Below are 17,304 nucleotides of genomic sequence, written 5' to 3'. Positions count from 1 at the left end.
AGCGCCGCCGTGGTCGCCAGCAGGTCGTGGAGCGCGATCATGAAATTGCGCAAGGTGAGATGCGAAAGACGCGTCATTAGTTCGCCCATCTCGGATCTCGTTATCTTAGCGCTGGTACGGCTGCTGCATCCGGGAGATGAAGGTGCCTGAGAGCTGACGTTCTTGTTGATACAACCGTGTAACTGATCCTTTGCTCCACTGATAGACCGATCCGAGCCAGTCTCTTGAAAACAAGTCATTGAACCTGCAAGACCCTTTCTGCTAACTGCACTGCTTCCCAAATGCCAGTACAATCTTCTTGGTCGTCGATCGTGATTCCTAATGGTGGTAACGGCGTCTTAGCGGACATATTTCGGCCCAGCTATGTAACACAGTGAAGTCTCATGGGACATATTGCCACTTTCCCTGAAAAGAGCTAAGCGATGGATGAGGCTTGGACGCCTGCGCTTCACGCTGGTCAGCCTTTTTCTGTTCTTGCAACTCGTGTCTTGCAACTCGTGCGCTTCTTGCCGGCTATGACCAAGGCTTGACGGCGCTGCCGCAATCTTCAAATGATGCGAACGACACTTTATGATCGTTCGCTACGCGGTCGCCTGAAGTTTGGAAAAGGGAAAGTATGACGAAACGCGTGGCTTTAATCTCCGGCGTCACTGGCCAGGACGGCGCCTATCTGGTCGAATATCTGTTATCGCTCGGTTATGTAGTCCACGGGCTCAAGCGGCGCTCGTCCTCGTTCAACACCGCGCGTGTCGATCATCTCTACCAGGATCCGCACGTGGGCGACGTGCCGTTCCTGATGCACTACGGCGACATGACGGACTCGAGCAATCTGATCCGCCTAGTGCAGCAGATCCGCCCGACCGAGATCTACAATCTCGCGGCCCAGAGCCACGTCGCGGTCAGCTTCGAGAGCCCTGAGTACACCGCCAATGCCGACGCCATCGGCGTGCTGCGATTGCTTGAAGCGATCCGTATCGTCGGCTTGGAGAAGGAAACGCGGTTCTACCAGGCCTCAACGTCCGAGCTCTACGGTCTCGTGCAGGAAATCCCGCAGAAGGAAACCACGCCGTTCTATCCGCGCTCGCCTTATGGCGTGGCCAAGCTCTATGGCTACTGGATCACAGTAAACTATCGTGAAGCCTATGGCATGTTCGCCAGCAACGGCATCCTATTCAACCATGAGAGCCCGATCCGCGGCGAGACTTTTGTGACCCGCAAGATCACGCGCGGCGTCGCCCGCATCGAGCTTGGTCTCGAAGAGACGCTATATCTCGGCAATCTCTCCGCCAAGCGCGACTGGGGCCATGCCAAGGATTATGTCGAAGGCATGCACAAGATCCTGCAGGCTGACAAGCCTGACGATTTCGTGCTCGCCACCGGCGAGATGCGCTCGGTGCGCGAGATGGTCGAGCTGTCGTTCGCCCAAGTGGGCCGCCGCATCGAGTGGCGCGGCGAGGGCGTCGACGAGACCGGCGTCGATGCCAAGAGCGGCAAGACCGTGGTGCGGGTCGATCCAAGCTATTTCCGCCCGACCGAGGTCGATCTGCTCGTCGGTGATGCCAGCAAGGCGCGCGACATGCTCGGCTGGACGCCGAAGCGAAGCTTCGCCCAGCTCGTCGAGGAAATGGTGGCGAGCGATCTGGCGGACGCAAAACGGAACGCGGCCGGTGGCAAACGTACCTTTTGAGCTGACCGGCAAGACGATCTACGTCGCCGGCCATCGCGGGATGGTCGGCAGCGCGCTGGTGCGCCGCCTAGCGCGGGAGGACGTTAAGCTTCTCACTATCGGCCGGCGGGAGGTCGATCTCTGCAACCAGGCTGCGGTGTTCGAGTGGTTCGGCAGGATGCGGCCGCAGATTGTGTTTCTTGCCGCCGCCAAAGTCGGCGGCATCGTCGCCAACAACACGCTGCGCGCCGAGTTCATCTATGATAACATCGCGATCGCGGCCAATGTGATCCATGCGGCGCATTTGAATGGTGCTGAGAAGCTGATGTTTCTCGGGTCCTCCTGCATCTATCCGAAACTAGCTGCTCAGCCCCTGCGCGAAGACTCGGTGCTGACCGGCCCGCTGGAGCCGACCAACGAGCCCTATGCCATTGCGAAGATCGCCGGCATCAAGATGGCGGAGGCCTATCGCAGCCAGTACGGATGCGACTTCATCAGCGTGATGCCGACCAATCTCTACGGCCCAGGCGATAATTATCATCGCGAACTAAGCCATGTGGCCGCCGCGCTGATCCGCCGTTTCCACGAGGCCAAGGTCGCAGGCGCCAAGAGCGTTGTCGTGTGGGGCACCGGAACGCCACGGCGCGAGTTCCTCTATGTCGACGACATGGCGGACGCCTGCGTGCACCTGATGAAGGCCTATTCCAGCGCGGAGTTGGTCAACATCGGCACCGGCGAGGACATCACTATTTCCGAGTTCGCCCGCATCGTCGCCAACGTCGTCGGCTATGGGGGCGAGATAACCTTCGACCCCTCACGCCCTGACGGCACGCCGCGCAAGCTGCTCGACGTCGACCGCTTAGCAAAGCTGGGCTGGCACGCCACGACATCGTTGGATGAAGGGATCAAAAGAGCATACCTCTTTTTCCAGAGTGAGAAAGGATGGATTGACGTTAAAGGAACCGCGTTGAATCCGGACAGTTTCCTACATGAGTAACTTAAAAATGGGATCGGGCAGGCTGTTCGTCGCAACCGAACACTATCCACCCGACCAAACTACGACAGCAGTGTATTTGGGGCAGATTGCCCGGGCGTTGACGGCCGACCGCAAAGTGACTGTCGTTTCCGGGACAGTGGGATCACGCTCGTTCGGCGCAGAAAACGAGCCGAAGGTCATCGAGATCAGAAGCTGGCGATCGGCGAAACATGCTCTGGTACGCCGAGCGATTGCAATGTGCGCATTCGCCGCCGGCATGTTCCTCGAAATCCTAGCACGAGTTAGGCAGAATGATACCGTCTTCTGCGTGACCTCGCCGTTCACTCTGCCTTACGCAGCGGTCCTTGCGGCACGGCTGCGGGGGGCTGCAACCGTGTTGCTGATCTACGATCTCTACCCGGAGGCGCTCGAAGCGGCGAAGTTCATCAAGCCAACTTCAATCTCAGCGCGTTTGCTGCGCTTTGCCAATTCTCTCTTGTTCAGGGCGCTCGATGCCATCATCGTGATCGGACGTGACACCCCGTCCCTCCTTACAAAATACAGGGGCGTTGCGCCTGCGAAGATTCACTTCATCCCGAACTGGGCCTTGATACCGAGCGGTTACAGGGAACTCGATCCGGACAACCCGTTTCGCTGCGGCTTACGCGACAAGTTCGTCGTTGGTTTGTCGGGCAATCTTGGCTTCACTCACGATCCCAGGGCCATTTTCGAAGCGGCGAAGCTGCTTGCCGGCAACTGGGACATCCACTTCCTGTTTTCCGGATGGGGCGTGGGATGGGGCGAGCTCAGCGAATTGGCGGCCGCCGAGCAACTCCCCAACGTGACGATGATGACGCCAGTCGCTGACAGCCAGCTAGTCGATTTTCTCTCGGCGGCAGACATCTGGGTGATCCCCTACCGTCGCAATATTGCAGGCGTCTCGATTCCGAGTCGACTCTACAATCTGCTAGCCGTTGGCCGACCGATCATCGTCTGCTCCGAATCCTATTCGGAGGCAGCGATCGTGCTGAGCGAGGAAGCGATCGGCTGGGTCGTGCCGCCGGAGGAGCCAGCCCAACTTGGCAGGGCGATCTCAAATGCAGCAATGGATCGTGCGGGCACCGCCGCCAAGGGACGCCAAGCGGCAGTCGTTGCCGGCAAGTACAGCGAGGAAGCCGCTACCAGCCGCTATCGCGAGGTCATCGGAGCCGCGGGAAACAGGCGCCCTAACCGTTGAACTTCCGAATCAGCGTGACGACGTAATCCTGCTGCTCCGGACTGATCTCGGCGAACATCGGCAGCGAAAGTATTTTGTGCTGGTCGCGCAAGGCGTTCGGAAACTGCTCCGGCTTGTGCTCATATCGGTTATACGCGGGTAGCAATGGCAACGCTGTCGGGTAGTTGATTGCCGTCTGCACGCCGTTTGAATTCAGATAACTGGCCAACGCATCGCGCTTCGGATGCCTGACTGTATAGAGATGATAGACGTGCGTGCGACCGGGCGCGACCTGCGGCACCTCAAGATCCTCGATCTGCTTGAGGCCATCATCATAAATCAACGCCGCCTTCTGCCGGGCCTTAGTCCACTCTTGCAGGTGGGGTAGCTTGGTCGACAGGATGGCCGCCTGCATGCCGTCTAAGCGGCTGTTGATGCCTTCGATATCGTGCCGATGCTTCACCACACCACCATGCCGGGCGAGCTTGGTCATGTGTTCGGCGAGAGCGGGGTCATTCGTGACGACGGCACCGGCGTCTCCCATGGCACCCAGATTCTTGCCCGGGTAGAATGAATAGCTAGCAGCAGCGCCGAATGTGCCGATGAGCCGACCCTTGTAGCGCGCCAAATGAGCCTGCGCGCAGTCCTCGATCACCCACAATTTGTGCTTCCGCGCAATCGCCATGATGGCGTCCATGTCGGCAGGCTGACCATACAGATGCACCGGGATGATGCCGACGGTATGGGGCGTGATCGCCCGCTCGATTGCCGCCGGGTCGATCGTGAAGGTAGCGCCATCAGTATCGCAGAATACGACCTTAGCGCCGGAATGGCTAATCATCGCGGACGTGGAGATCCAGGAATGCGCTGTTGTAATCACTTCATCACCAGGCTTCACCCCCAGCGCAACCATTGCAAGGTAGAGAGCGTCCGTGCCATTCGCACAGGAGATGCAGTGTTTCGCCTCCGCGGCCTTCGCGAACTCCGCCTCGAAGGCATCGACGAAGGGCCCGCGAATGAATGCACCGTCTCGGATGACGGCCGCGATCGCGCCGTCAATTTCGAACTTTAGGTTCTGATACTGAAGATGCAAATCGGCAAATGGTACGCGCATCAATACTCCTTTCAAACCCGAACCGAATTGGCAGCAAATCTCTCCTTGTAGCACGGAAACTGCGCGATCATTTCTCGCTCAAGGTCGATGGGCATACGCCTGCGCGCTGGATTACTCGGATAGTGAGAAATTGCGCGATTGGGCTTGTTTAAGATGCTCATAAATTCGCACAGCACCTCAAGTTCAAGTTCATAGTGACGTCGAGCAAGCACCTCCAGATCATCGTCCGGGAACAAAGGCGTCTCGACGATCTCAAGCGTTTGGCCGGCGTCCACCTCCGCGTCGATATAGTGTAATGTGACGCCGAGTGGAATCTGGCCAAGAATCGCCCATTTGAACGAATCGAGACCGCGGGCGCTTGGAATTATGCCTGGATGGCAATTGATGATCTTTTTTTTTCCAATTGCAGCGTTGGAGAAAATCCCGGCACCCGCGACTAGATAGTAGTCGGCCACATCTGGGATCGAGTCATACGTGCACGACAGAAATTCAAAGTCGTGGAACCGCGCTAGTTCACGAGTACTTGGCGCCCGACTCTGGTCCGGCCGATGCTGGAACAATACATTCCGTTCAGCGCGATGGACGAATGGCAACGCCAGTAGCTTTATATCGACACCCGGTCCATGGGAGAATTGCGCTCTTAGGGAAAGGCGATGAAGGATTTGCTCCGTCTTTAAGTGCGAGTGGTCATAAGTGATGATGCCGACAGAAGTTGAAAGGTTTTCCATGGCTCATCGCTGCCCTAATCGAACCTTCTGGGGCGAGAACCTTAGCGCTACTTCGCTGCCTGTTTCGATCGACTCATAGAGCGCCGAAATCAGCTCCAGGCTCTTTCGCCCTTCGAGGCCATCGACCAGCGCGGCGCGTTCGTGCAGGAGGCAATCCACGACGTGAAGGTAATACGCTTGATGGCCAAATCCATAAACGTTGGGCGGATTAACCGAGAATTTTTCGACGACCTCCTTGTCGCTCGGAGTCTCGTTGACGAAACGCCAATGCCTGATTTGATTGACGGCAAAGCCGGCGATTTCGACGGTGCCCTTTTCGCCCAGGATCGAAAGGGAGCCTTCGAGATCGGTTGGACGTGCGGCCGTCGTCGCCTCAATGATGCCGAGGGCGCCATTGCGGAATTTCAGCGTCGCAACAGCCGTATCCTCCGTCTCGATGTTCGCGAGCGCGGTAATGGCCCGGGCATGAACGCTGACGACGTCCCCGAAGAACCACTCGAGCATATCCACATGGTGGCTCGCCTGGTTTGTGAGCACGCCGCCATCGTAGGCCCAGGTGCCGCGCCAGGGATCCTGGTCGTAATAGGCCTGATCGCGGCACCACCGTACCCGGACCGTTCCAAGCAGCAGTTTACCGAAGCGACCTGCGTCCAGGGCCTCACGTGCCTTGACCACGGGTATATTAAAGCGGTTCTGCTTGATCACGAATAGCTTTACACCGAACTGGTCGCAGGCTCGAATCATGTCGTCCGCATCCTGAAGCCGGAGCGCCATCGGCTTTTCGACGACCACATGCTTGCCAGCTTTCGCGCAGGCTATTGCATGCTCGGGATGCATACCGCTCGGCGTCAGAATGGCGACGACATCGATGTCTTTCCGGGCGAGGAATGCTTCGATGTCGTAGTCAGGGGATATTCCGAATTTCGTCGCGAAAGCGTCGGCGCGCTCGCGCACGCGATCGCAAACCCCCACCAGCTTGGCATTTTCGATCTGATTGGAACCCAGCAAATCCGCATGCCGTTTGGCGATACGTCCGCAACCAAGCAACCCGAATCTAAGCATGAAACCTTCCCCCGAATGCGCGTTAAGGCCGGGACGCCCCCATACCGTCGTTGCGGCATAGAGGTCTATACGCGAAAGCTCTTTTAGATCAAGCCAATTCAACCTACCAAGTCGCGATCGAGAGTAGTCAAGAGACGCTCTTATCGGAACGCCATAGTCGCAGATCTGAGGGGGACAAGAGCCAAAGGAGTATCAAAAGCGCAAAGCCATTTGTAGTCGTAGCAATCGAAAGGGGAACGTTCAGGAGGGTCACGGGTATCATAGCTCCTGAGATTAAAACGAAGCGAGCTGGCAAATGAGCTGAAGCTAGGTTTGCAAAAGTGAACACGATACCGCACGCGAATGAGACGAGAGGTGCAAATACCGGTCCGACCGAAGCAATGCCCTCGGTTGCGAGCAGCGATGCATTCATGCGTCCCATGTCGTAGGCGCGAGCCATCACGTACGCCAACGGCTCGTTATAAGGGCACGCCATTAGCCGTTTGAGGAACCCGATCTGGCAGAAATGGGTCAATGGATGATCGTGGAAAAATGCCAGATAGTGCTCGAGTGCCAGCGAAGGGAAAGCAACGAATCGGAAAGCTGGGATCATGAATGCTTCCCATCGCCACTGGGATGTCTTAATCATCTCCCAGTCCACACCAGCGATCGCAATAACGCCGATCATTAGTGGCACTAACAGAGACACCACCACGGTTTGCCGAAGAGTCAGCCATCGCGAAGCAACTGCAACGAACACCAAGAATGGAGCGGCGAAGAGTACCGTCTTGGTTAGTGTAACGGGGTAGTAGAGCAACGTTACTACGATTAGAACTGCGCATATTGCCCAACGCCGTTGTTCGATAAAGCAGGCGAATGCGAACGGTATTGCCCCACCGATCATGTTACCTATGATATAGTTCATTCCGGCGGATCGGACGATGTCATCTCGGTGCTCGATCATTCCCTCGATGCCGACCAGATAGAAGCCATGAAAGGAGCATACTACTAGGACTCCGGTAGTAATTATCAGAATGGCTTCAGGCGATCGCTTGGGCAGCACGAAAGGACGCCACTCGATGGATACCTTTCTCGTTGCTAGCGCTGGTATCAAGAACAAAACGAGCGAGAACGCCATCAACCAGAATGCCGCCGCTTGATCATAGTCAAAGACGCTAAATCTGTTAATCCATAAGTAGCCCGCGACAATTGAGAACAGATAAAATCCGACAAAATATCCGAAGTTAAAGCCCGCAAATATGAAAGTCGAGCCCAATAGCATCGCGACACAGACTGGAAGCGCAACGGCCGCGCCTCGATGCTGAGGGACGCCGATATGATAGTAGGCGATCAAGTACTCCGCCGAACGCCATAGTAAGAAGTACAGTGCTCCTATGAAAGAAGCGATAAGCACCGAGAGGTAGAGCCGGTCCCGATTGATTAATCGGCAAGTGACAAGGCTTTCAGTGGTCAAGTTGCCGCTCCTTTCGCGCCAGCCCGATGAGCTGGGATCCGTATCCTGCGAATGCGAAAAACAAGATTTCATTTATAAGGTGGCCATGGGCCATGTCGATGACAGCCACGAACGTGAAGCTGCAAAGCACAAAGTTGACCTCAGATGCCCTATCATCTCGAACCATCCACAGCCCTCGCACAACGGATGCGATAACAAGAGCTAGAAAGATTCCTCCGAGGGGACCGAATTCGACTGCTGCTTGCAGGATCGAATTGTGCGGATCTCGCATCAGGCAGGAAACACCTGCGAAAGACGACAATCCAATTCCGAACAGACCCGCTCTTGGGAGGATTTGAAGGGATTCGCTTATTAAGGTTCTTCGCATCGAGATCGAATTGTTAGTTTCCTGGCACTCGGCGCCGGAGCGTTTTAGATTCGCATTGATTTGACGAGAGGCTGCAGCATGGGCGATGGTCGCAGGGTCAGCAGCATTCGCGAGAGATTGAACCGGGGGGGTGCTGACGATCGCGGGAGCATTCGATGAGGAGCCTGGAACGATCGCTTGGAGCAGAAATTGTGTACTGACGTTCTGACGACAAATTAGACCGAAAAGCGTGGAGAGTACTACCGTCCCGAGGATAGCAAGTACATACAACCGCTGCTGCCTCCTGACGACCAACCAGCCCACCAAGAGTGCGAAGCCCAGCGCAACGAAAGTAAACCGGACCTGTGCCGCCGCAAATACGGCGATCGGTATTGCTATCGCGACGGCTACGAAGGCCGCCTTATGGGGTGTAAGAGTGTTCTCGACCACCAAACTGATGATAAGGATTGCCAAAGAGAAAAGAAAAGCGGCGGCTGCGTGGTCGAATAGACCGAATATTAGAGGTTTGCCATGTGAATCGTTCCATTGGCTGATCAGGGCAATTGCGCTTGCGCCCGTGCCAATCAATACAACTATGGATGTTAGAGCAATGAAAGCATTAGGTTCGCGCAGCTGTGGTCCGAATCGACACGCCGGGTAGGCCGCAAGTGACAACGCGAAGAAGCTCAACGATTTTGGCGGCGGAAGCCCATTGATCATTATTGACGCGATCGCCACTGCGCCAAAGGCACAGAAATACATATCAACTTCGTTTTTACGAAAATTCGACCACTGACTGAAACCGAGTAGTCCAATAATCGGTCCCACAAGAAGCGCAGCGGTGATTGTTGGATTCCGCGCATTGCCCAGTAGACCCGCAACTAAGACGGTGAGTGGCACACTCGAGACCAGCAAGGCCAACGAGATTTGCCAGGCCACGGATTTCAAGCGGTCTCGCCGAACCGTTAGACGATACAACTGAATGCCCCCAGTTTCTGCGAAGGAAAAACCGTCTAGCACCGCATCTCGACTGTCAATAAGGGGAAAGTTTGCATCGCAACACCCATTCGAGTTGCTTTTTGCGTGTCTCCTCTCGGCCGGCTCCGAAGCGCAAGATGGCCCGCTTGGTTCCCGTCCTGGACGAACATGGAATGACGGGACTCTTGCTGCGTCTATCGGCTCGTCCAGCGGGATCGCCCCCACTTGCACAGCTTCTCCTGCTCTGGTAGTGAGTGGCCATTCTTTGGCAAGCCGGCATGAAAGCTGCGGAACGAACCCTCGAACCGACCGCGGCCTGCGGCCTCGTGTCTGCTTCGGCGTGGCGAGGCCGCCTGCTTTTACTTTGGGTACACCTTTTCGTGTGCTGCCTGTCGCTGGTCTATGTCGCTCGGTTCTATGGTTACACCGGAGCGGTGGCCTTCACACAGGCGGGGCTGCCGACAGCGACTCTAGTTGTCCCTTTGCTGGCGGCAATCGCCGTCTTCTTTGCGCTTGCTCGGTTCAGTTTTGGCTATTTCGTTGGCTTTTATCTCTACACGCTGGTCGCCGGTTATGCATGGCTCGGTGTGTTCTCGAAGTTTCCTTACGACCGGACGCTATCTCTCGCTTCGGCCATTGCTTCGCTCATCGCGTTCCTGGTTCCGGTGGTTTTCATCACTTCTCCCATCAAGCAATTCGTCGTGCTGAGCGATGCCGCGGCGGACACGTTGCGAGGAGCTATCCTGATTTTCGCGGCAGCGACGATCGCAGCCGGCACAACCTATAACTTTAGGCTGGCGGGCATCGACTCGATCTATGGCTTCCGACATACCCTCGAATTTCCTGCCCCGCTCCGATACGCAATTGGAATAACCTCGAACGCGCTGCTGCCGTACGCCTTTGCCAGCTTCGTCATGAGCGGCGAACGACTGAAAGCCGCGGTCGCTCTGCTGCTGCTGCTTGCCTTCTACCCAATCACCTTGACGAAGCTGACCTTTTTTGCCCCGCCGTGGCTTCTCTTTCTTGCGATAGTCGCCCGAGTGTTCGAACCCAGAGCCACCATTCTCTTGTCCCTACTTCTGCCGATCTCAGCCGGACTCTTGCTGGTCATTCCTTACGAGTTCGGAGCGATTCCATACGAACTGTTCATCAAATACTTCTCAGCGGTCAACTTTCGGATGATCGCCGTTCCCTCAATTGCTCTCGACGTCTACAACGACTTCTTCTCGACCCATCAGGTCACGCACTTTTGCCAGATCAATCTAATCAAGTCGCTCGTTGGTTGCACCTATAGCGATCCGCTGTCGGTTCTTATGTCTAAAAATTATGAGCTCGGCAACCTGAACGCCTCACTGTTTGCCACTGAAGGCATCGCATCGGTTGGGCCCCTTGCGGCGCCTCTCGCCGCGGCTGTTTGCGGGCTCGTTGTCTCTTTCGGAAACCGGACTTCAGTCGGCCTACCTCCGAAATTCATTATTCTGTCTGGAGGACTGTTGAGCCAGGTGTTCCTGAACGTACCATTGACTACTACTTTGGTGTCGAACGGGGCTCTGCTTAGCTTTGTTCTCTGGTATGTCACGCCGAGGCCGGTTTTCACGGCCTGGTCGGATTAACTGAAAGCCTCGGCGGGCGCCTCCTTATTGAGAAAGCCCATGCCCCTTCGTTGACGTGTTGCATGCAAGATAGCTCGTGGTCCTGGAAGGGCCCGGCTCACCGGAAACATCTAGTGGGTTCGGAAGCGCATTGCGTCGCCAGAAATGTTCCTGAATGCTGAGTTGTTGCCTCACGTAAATTGCCCCCAAATGGCAAGGGAGCGCAGGACCACGATGAGCCGATTGAGTACGGCGACGCTGAAGGAACTGAAGTCTGCTTTGGCGCGGCGCTACAGGGTCTCGAGCCGCGTCGAAAAGCGCCGCATCCTCGATGAGTTCGTTGCGATCACGGGCTTCGATCCGAAGCATGCGATGCGGTTGCTGCGCTGCGATTCTGAGGGCCAGACAGAGGGTCGCCGCAATCGTCCGCGGATCTACCAAAAGCGGAGAGAAATGCGCTGATGCTGCTTTGGGAGGCTGCAGACTGGGCGTTGCGGCAAGCTTCTGAAGCCCCTGCTGCCGATCTTGATTGAATCGGTGGAGCGGCACGGCCATATCGACCTGGCGTCAGACATTCGGGCTAAATTATTGTCGATGAGTGCGGCCACGATCGACCGGGCACTTCGATGCGTTCGTGAGCAAGGTGGTCGGCCGCGTCGTCGCTCTGTAGCAAGTGCTGTGCGACTCAGCATCCTATCCGTACTTCAACGGATTGGGAAGATCGCGCCTGGGTTCGTCGAGGCCGAGCTTGTTGCCCACAGCGGTCCTTCGGCGCGCAGCAGTTTCGTCCACACGCTCGTTCTCACGGACATCGCGACCGGCTGGACGAAATGCGCGCCAATTCTGATGCGTGAGCAGAAGCTGTTGAGCTGTTGAGCGCGGTTCTGATCGAATTTCGAAAACAGCTGCCGTTTGCGCTCGTGGGTCTGGACACCGACAACGACTCTGTGTTCATGAATGAGACCTTGAAGGTGTATTGTGAACAGGCTGGTATGGTCTTCACGCGCTGTCGCCCCTATCGCAAGATCGATCAAGCCTTCATCGAGCAGAAGAACGGTGGTCGTCCGACGAATGGTCGACTACCGTCGGTTCGACCGGCTCGAAGCGGCTGCTTTGCTGGCTCAGCTTTACCGGTCGGCCCGCTTGTCCGTGAACTTTTTCCGGCCGTCCTTCAAATTGATACGAAAGGAGCGCGACGGAGCACGTGCCCGCAAAACGCATAGCGCCTCGCGACCTCACATCAGCGGTTGGTTACCAAAGCAAGTACACCTGATGCCGTCCGCGCCAGCGTCAACGAAATATATGCCCGCCTGGATCCGGTCCCCTGATTCCGCGATATCCGAGGCGTGAGAGGCCGGCCAGTCTCACCGACGGCGCCCCAGCAAGCCGTCCAACTGCGGCGCCACCGATCGAATAGTTTTTGTCGAGGATCGCGTGGAAAGAAGGAGCGGTCCCCGCGACCGACAGGCCAATTGCGAAGCCGAAGCGTGAGCGACGACGCCCTGATCCGCTCGTCAAGACTACGCCGCAGCTGCGCGAATGGTTCGAGGCCGAGCCGTGGCGAACCGGCAGCGAACTCCTTTGCAAGCTTCAGGCATAATGCCCCGGGCTCATTACCGAGCAGGGTGCTCCGAGCGCACTGTTGTTTAGCTCGCGGGAAAACACAGCACAAACCCATGTGAGACACATCACCGGAACGCCCGTCGCTGCTGGATAAAGGAACGGCGGCGTGAAGTAGACCGGCGATCGACCGTGCTCAAGGCTAGCGCGTTGCGCCACCGCCTTCGGCGGCTGGCGGCCTTGATCGCCCCCGATGACCGGCCCGTTGGCTTTACAAGCGCTCGGTCGAGGACCGAGCGCCACTAGCCACGGTACAACCGCTTGGCGTAGAGCGACAGTCCAGCTCCGTCGTGCCACAAGGCCTTAATCAGCGAACCGCCTCGGCCGCGGAACACGAAAAGATCTCCGGCAAACGGATCACGACCTAAAGCGTGATGGCATTAGCTTCGATAGCCTGAGTTTTTGAGGTAGTTGGCGCATTCTTCAGATGTAAATGTGCCAAGCAGTTCGCCGATGGCGGCGTAGACCGTATCGACGGTTCGTGCTGCTGCCTTTCGGAGCAGATGTTTGAGCTTGGCAAGACCTGTTCGATCGGGTTCAGGTCGGGTGAGTATTTCGGCAGGAAGAACAGCTTGGCTCCGGCGGAGTGGATGAGCAGGCGCGCGGCTTTGCCTATGTGGCTGCCGAGATTGTCCAGGACGACGATATCGCCCGGACGAAGGGTCGGCAGGAGAACCTTCTCGACATAGATCCGGAAGCTCACGCCACCGATTGGTCCCTCGATGAACCATGGCGCATCGATCCGGTCATGGCGCAGGGCCGCCAGGAAGGTCATGGTTTTCCAGCGGCCGTGAGGGACCTTGGCGGTGAGTCTATGCCCGCACGGGGGCCCATCTCAGCAGTGGTGCCATATCGGTCCGGTCCAGGTCTCGTCAATGAAGACCACCCGCTCAGCTTCGACCGACCTTGGTACTTTGTCCATTGGGCGCGCCGCCGTGCCACGTCGGGACGATCGCATTCGCCAGCCACGCTTTTTTTGAAGTCAGGCATGCACGAAGTCCCACACCGAGTGATAGTAGATCTTCAGGCCACGCCCGGCAAGCTCGGCAACGAGCCCGCTATGGTGAAGTCGCCGTCCTTGATCCGTTGCGACAGCCAGACCGCGTGGTCTCCCGAAACCGCCTTCGGCTTGTGACCGCCCATCTGCCCAGGAGCAACGCTGCCGGTCTCATCAACCAGCTTCATCCAGCCGATCGCTGTGCTGATCGCCACTCCAAACTGCTTGGCGGCCTGATTGCGGGACATTCCGTCCTCAATCGCCGCCACCACGCGCTTGCGCAGATCGAGAGAGTAAGGCTTGCCCATCCATGCTGGCCTCCGCCCAGCCAGCATGGTGAATCAGAAACACACTGATTTGGGAATCCCAAATCGATTCAGCCGAATCCCATACCGCTTTAGACCTTCCTGCACCAATACCGGCAATCCCCTGCATGCCCGTGCGCATGTCGGTGTAGCCGGTCGCAATCCGCATCCGTGCGTTCGAAGAGATCGGGATCATCGACCTTCAGCACCCCCAGCACTGGCGCCCGCCGCCGCATCGACGCTACCGTCGACAATCACTCGACGATCCCTGCCAATGACGATCACCATCTGCCCACTCGTCCGTGTGCCAGCAACCGCCGGCTCGACCTCAGCGGCAAGGACGCCGCCGCAAAGCCGGATTGTTCGGTTTGAGAGCTGATCGGCTCGAGACCGAACGACCGAACGCGCGACCCCATGTCATCGGCAACGAACTTGATATTCCGCGGCGCCGTGCCGTCGAATATAGCGCGCACCGCTTCAAAGCTCTCGGTCATGATCCGCAGTTTCCCGTCATCCGACCAGCGCCGACGACGACCAGTCTCGACCGCCTCAAGCTGTTTCAAGCCGAGTACTGCGCTTATCGCTGTCCATAAGGACTGTTACGCACCAATTGGACTAATCCGACAAAGCGGCCCTCGCCGGAAGAGACGGCGCTGACGCTCAGCGCCCAATACCTTCACCTGCATTCGCCACATGACCTTAAGGCTAGATTTAAGATCAAATCCTGAGAAAGGCACTCGAATTTGCACGAAGCGACCGCCGCCGAAGGGATACGTTCGTGCGGGGCTCCACTAACAAGAACCTAGACGCACAGATCGCGCCGCATAATCACCGCTGCTGCAGATCAGTATTCCTCTGACTCATCGCCTGCAGCAATCTTTCGAGGCTGCCGCAATACAACTCCGGCGTCAGGGCTCGCATCCGCGCATAACCTCGAGCACGCAACACCTCCCTAAGTTCAAAATCACTCACGATCGTCGCAATGCTGCCCGCGATTGATTCAGCTGAATGCGGATCAAATAAAAGTCCAGCGTCTCCCACTTGATCGGGCAACGACAGAATGTTTGATGCCGCCACAGGCGTACCCAGTTGAAATGCCTCAAATATTGGTATGCTTACGCTCTCGTACAGTGACGGCATAATGAGAGCTGTCGCAAGCTGATAGGTTGCGTCCAAATCGGTCTGTTCAAGAAAACCTAAATGCCGGACGCTGGAATTCAAGCCAAGTGCACTGATTAAGCTCACAATCGAATGATACTCGTCTCCTTTGTTGCCCGTCAGGAGCAGCTGCACATCGGGATATCGAGAAACGACCAATTTGAAAGCCTCAATCAATCGAACATGGTTCTTGTGCGGCCAGAACCGCGCCGGATAGAAGACGAACTTCTCCGGCAACCCGTGCCGGCTTCGCACATTCTCCAGTTCGACGCGGGTCATCGGCACCGTCATCCGAGCGAAAGGTGGAGCAATCAGCTTTACTACTCTGTCCTGCGGAACGCCGAAGCTGGCCACAATGTCTTCTCTTACGTGATTAGCCTCACATATGATTGCGCTGGCTCGGCTGGAAAGTGCCTTATGTACCTGATGACGCCATTGCCGTTGCTTCCACGAAAAGCGCTCCGGAAAATGATGCTCCTGCAGGTCATGCAACGTATACGCAAACGGTCGCTGGGTGTGCAGTGTGGCCAACGAGTAGATCGGAGCGAGCAGAATATTTTCTTCCCGGAACGGATCATTCAGCGGCAGCCTTAGCTGGTAAGACAGCAGATACGCAGCCTGGCTGAGACGCCTTTCAATGTAAGGTTTAACGGGGTGACCCCATCGTCGCAAATCGCGGTTTGAAGGATCTCCGTAGATCGTGACCTGAAATCGCTTCGTGTACTGGAGCGCCTCAAGCGTGGACAGGCTGTATTGATAAGTCCCGCCGAATTCGGGTCTCGACAGTAAGATCACGCCAAGCTTGATCAAGATCCGCTCTTCCTGCGCAGAGATTGAATAACAGAGTCCAGATGCTTTCTGTTGCCGTCCGACAGGAAGTTTGACTTCGAGAGGCCCAGACCAGATTGAGCGTAAACGCGCTCGGCCGCAGGAAACGAACTGGTGTTGTTGGCCGCGACACGATCAATGTCGCCCCGCAGGATCCAGTCACGCCACGCATCACCGCGGAAGAACGACAAGGTGTTGATCAGCTCAAAATTGGCGTGCCAATGAGGAATTCCACTTTGGCCCAGAAAATCCATAAGCTCCCTCTTACTTAGGCCGAATGCGTTCTCATCGAGTCGCAGAACCACTTGAGTAAATGCAGAACACGACACCGAGTCCGTTGCACCAAGTACCATCGAAAATCCCGGACATTCCGCGTAAGCGCTCCGGAACTCGGCCACTCTGGCGCGCAGCTCCTGGAGATGCCCTGGATAGCCTCGCAACTGTTCCCGGGCGATTCCGGCGAGGATCTCTGACATCCGCCCATTCCAAGCGAGCTGTGTGACATCCCGCGCGCCAAATTCGATCGTTCGATCGCCCCAATGTCTCAGGGATCTCAGTTCTTTTGCAAGCGCCCCATCATTGGTGACGATCATTCCTCCTTCACCGGTTTGGATCGGCTTAAGGCATCCGAACGAAAAGACTCCAACGTCGCCCCAACAACCGGCCGGCTTTCCCTCTGCTATGGCACCTAGGGCGAGACAGGTATCTTCCACAAATTTGAGGCCGTTATCTTGCGCTACTTGCCTGAGCTTCGACACATCTTCCGGATTTCCCCACATGTGGGTTGCGATGAGCGCTTTGGTTTGGCTTCCTATCCTCCTATGAACATCGGAGCAATCCAACATGAATGTCTGCTCGGAAATGTCGGCAAATATTGGGGTAACACCAGCGTTCATGACCGCCATCGCGGTCGCCGAACAGGTGTCGACCTGATGGATGGCTTCGTCGCCGGGCTTCAGGCCCAGCGCTCGCAAGGACATTTGCAACGCCATCCCCCCGCTCCCTACTGCGATGGCATGCTTCGTACCTACAAACTCTGAAAATTCGGCCTCAAGGCGCTCGTGCACGAGACCTCGCCCGTAGGCCATGTTCCATTGCGAGCTGCGCAGAATATCGGTAACGGCCTCAATCTCGTTGGCCAATACGCGCGGGAAAACTCCAAGCGTCTGGCCGAAGAAGCGCTTCGCGAAGCGCGCCAGGAAATAAAATATTCCGGGATGCCTTTTGCGAATCTTTACGGCGAGGGGAAGAAACCGCTGAAGCAT

14 protein-coding genes and 2 pseudogenes are annotated in these 17,304 nt (G+C 56.7%); 5 read left to right on the top strand and 11 right to left on the bottom strand.

Annotated elements, in window-relative coordinates:
- Nucleotides 1-616 precede the first annotated feature (616 nt).
- From gmd to AC0L23_RS33945, 3 genes are read left to right on the top strand one after another with little or no spacing between them, the layout of a single operon-like run.
- A complete protein-coding gene (gene gmd / locus AC0L23_RS33955) occupies nucleotides 617-1,687 on the top strand; it encodes a GDP-mannose 4,6-dehydratase (protein WP_085349434.1) in 1,071 nt (356 codons plus the stop codon).
- The gene (gene fcl / locus AC0L23_RS33950; protein WP_473357985.1) at nucleotides 1,668-2,663 is read left to right on the top strand and encodes a GDP-L-fucose synthase; all 996 of its coding nucleotides are present in this window, start codon (nucleotides 1,668-1,670) and stop codon (nucleotides 2,661-2,663) included. Before gmd ends, fcl begins: the two co-directional genes overlap by 20 nt.
- Entirely contained in the window at nucleotides 2,656-3,879 is a 1,224-nt protein-coding gene (locus AC0L23_RS33945; RefSeq protein WP_473357984.1) for a glycosyltransferase family 4 protein, read from the top strand. The genes fcl and AC0L23_RS33945 overlap by 8 nt, the downstream gene beginning before the upstream one ends.
- Here AC0L23_RS33945 and AC0L23_RS33940 read toward each other — a convergent pair.
- The 5 genes from AC0L23_RS33940 to AC0L23_RS33920 form a co-directional block, all read right to left on the bottom strand.
- Nucleotides 3,869-4,972: a DegT/DnrJ/EryC1/StrS family aminotransferase gene (locus AC0L23_RS33940; RefSeq protein ID WP_473357983.1), complete on the bottom strand. Its 1,104-nt coding sequence runs from the start codon at nucleotides 4,970-4,972 to the stop codon at nucleotides 3,869-3,871. The genes AC0L23_RS33945 and AC0L23_RS33940 overlap by 11 nt on opposite strands.
- An 11-nt stretch (nucleotides 4,973-4,983) precedes the next feature.
- Nucleotides 4,984-5,700 carry a formyltransferase family protein gene (locus AC0L23_RS33935; RefSeq protein WP_085349437.1) on the bottom strand — a complete coding sequence of 239 codons (717 nt, stop codon included), beginning with the start codon at nucleotides 5,698-5,700 and terminating at the stop codon, nucleotides 4,984-4,986.
- Nucleotides 5,701-5,703: 3 nt separating this feature from the next.
- A complete protein-coding gene (locus tag AC0L23_RS33930) occupies nucleotides 5,704-6,762 on the bottom strand; it encodes a Gfo/Idh/MocA family protein (protein WP_085349438.1) in 1,059 nt (352 codons plus the stop codon).
- Between the two features lie 127 nt (nucleotides 6,763-6,889).
- Nucleotides 6,890-8,215: a hypothetical protein gene (locus tag AC0L23_RS33925; RefSeq protein WP_085354565.1), complete on the bottom strand. Its 1,326-nt coding sequence runs from the start codon at nucleotides 8,213-8,215 to the stop codon at nucleotides 6,890-6,892.
- Complete coding sequence (locus AC0L23_RS33920; protein ID WP_143273040.1) at nucleotides 8,205-9,509, bottom strand: O-antigen ligase family protein; 1,305 nt, start codon at nucleotides 9,507-9,509, stop codon at nucleotides 8,205-8,207. Before AC0L23_RS33920 ends, AC0L23_RS33925 begins: the two co-directional genes overlap by 11 nt.
- A gap of 308 nt (nucleotides 9,510-9,817) precedes the next feature.
- Here AC0L23_RS33920 and AC0L23_RS33915 point away from each other — a divergent pair, with 308 nt between their 5' ends.
- Entirely contained in the window at nucleotides 9,818-11,152 is a 1,335-nt protein-coding gene (locus AC0L23_RS33915) for a hypothetical protein (RefSeq protein ID WP_473357982.1), read from the top strand.
- A gap of 213 nt (nucleotides 11,153-11,365) precedes the next feature.
- A pseudogene (locus AC0L23_RS33910) lies at nucleotides 11,366-12,765 on the top strand (ISNCY family transposase); the annotation flags it as partial.
- A gap of 228 nt (nucleotides 12,766-12,993) precedes the next feature.
- Here the strand turns inward: AC0L23_RS33910 and tnpB are convergent.
- From tnpB to AC0L23_RS33880, 6 genes and pseudogenes are all read right to left on the bottom strand, one after another.
- Entirely contained in the window at nucleotides 12,994-13,086 is a 93-nt protein-coding gene (gene tnpB, locus AC0L23_RS33905) for an IS66 family insertion sequence element accessory protein TnpB (RefSeq protein WP_085349442.1), read from the bottom strand.
- Nucleotides 13,087-13,131: 45 nt separating this feature from the next.
- A pseudogene (locus AC0L23_RS33900) lies at nucleotides 13,132-14,056 on the bottom strand (IS630 family transposase).
- Nucleotides 14,004-14,249: a transposase gene (locus tag AC0L23_RS33895; protein ID WP_143274735.1), complete on the bottom strand. Its 246-nt coding sequence runs from the start codon at nucleotides 14,247-14,249 to the stop codon at nucleotides 14,004-14,006. The pseudogene AC0L23_RS33900 and the gene AC0L23_RS33895 overlap by 53 nt, the downstream one beginning before the upstream one ends.
- 85 nt (nucleotides 14,250-14,334) lie before the next feature.
- Nucleotides 14,335-14,616, bottom strand: a complete 282-nt coding sequence (locus tag AC0L23_RS33890; RefSeq protein ID WP_473357981.1) for a hypothetical protein — start codon at nucleotides 14,614-14,616, stop codon at nucleotides 14,335-14,337.
- A 265-nt stretch (nucleotides 14,617-14,881) separates the two neighbouring features.
- Complete coding sequence (locus AC0L23_RS33885) at nucleotides 14,882-16,021, bottom strand: glycosyltransferase family 4 protein (RefSeq protein WP_085349444.1); 1,140 nt, start codon at nucleotides 16,019-16,021, stop codon at nucleotides 14,882-14,884.
- Nucleotides 16,018-17,304 carry a DegT/DnrJ/EryC1/StrS family aminotransferase gene (locus tag AC0L23_RS33880; protein WP_085349445.1) on the bottom strand — a complete coding sequence of 429 codons (1,287 nt, stop codon included), beginning with the start codon at nucleotides 17,302-17,304 and terminating at the stop codon, nucleotides 16,018-16,020. Before AC0L23_RS33880 ends, AC0L23_RS33885 begins: the two co-directional genes overlap by 4 nt.

The organism is Bradyrhizobium sp. MI1.4, assembly GCF_055811315.1.
This window is presented reverse-complemented; position numbering and strand designations above follow the sequence as displayed.

Bases quoted from the DNA above. Each gene is read 5' to 3' on its own strand.
- AC0L23_RS33880 (WP_085349445.1), bottom strand. From the start codon at position 17,304: ATGCTTCAGCGGTTTCTTCCCCTCGCCGTAAAGATTCGCAAAAGGCAT.
- AC0L23_RS33915 (WP_473357982.1), top strand. From the start codon at position 9,818: ATGAAAGCTGCGGAACGAACCCTCGAACCGACCGCGGCCTGCGGCCTC.
- AC0L23_RS33935 (WP_085349437.1), bottom strand. From the start codon at position 5,700: ATGGAAAACCTTTCAACTTCTGTCGGCATCATCACTTATGACCACTCG.
- AC0L23_RS33930 (WP_085349438.1), bottom strand. From the start codon at position 6,762: ATGCTTAGATTCGGGTTGCTTGGTTGCGGACGTATCGCCAAACGGCAT.
- AC0L23_RS33895 (WP_143274735.1), bottom strand. From the start codon at position 14,249: ATGATCCCGATCTCTTCGAACGCACGGATGCGGATTGCGACCGGCTAC.
- AC0L23_RS33945 (WP_473357984.1), top strand. From the start codon at position 2,656: ATGAGTAACTTAAAAATGGGATCGGGCAGGCTGTTCGTCGCAACCGAA.
- gmd (WP_085349434.1), top strand. From the start codon at position 617: ATGACGAAACGCGTGGCTTTAATCTCCGGCGTCACTGGCCAGGACGGC.
- AC0L23_RS33940 (WP_473357983.1), bottom strand. From the start codon at position 4,972: ATGCGCGTACCATTTGCCGATTTGCATCTTCAGTATCAGAACCTAAAG.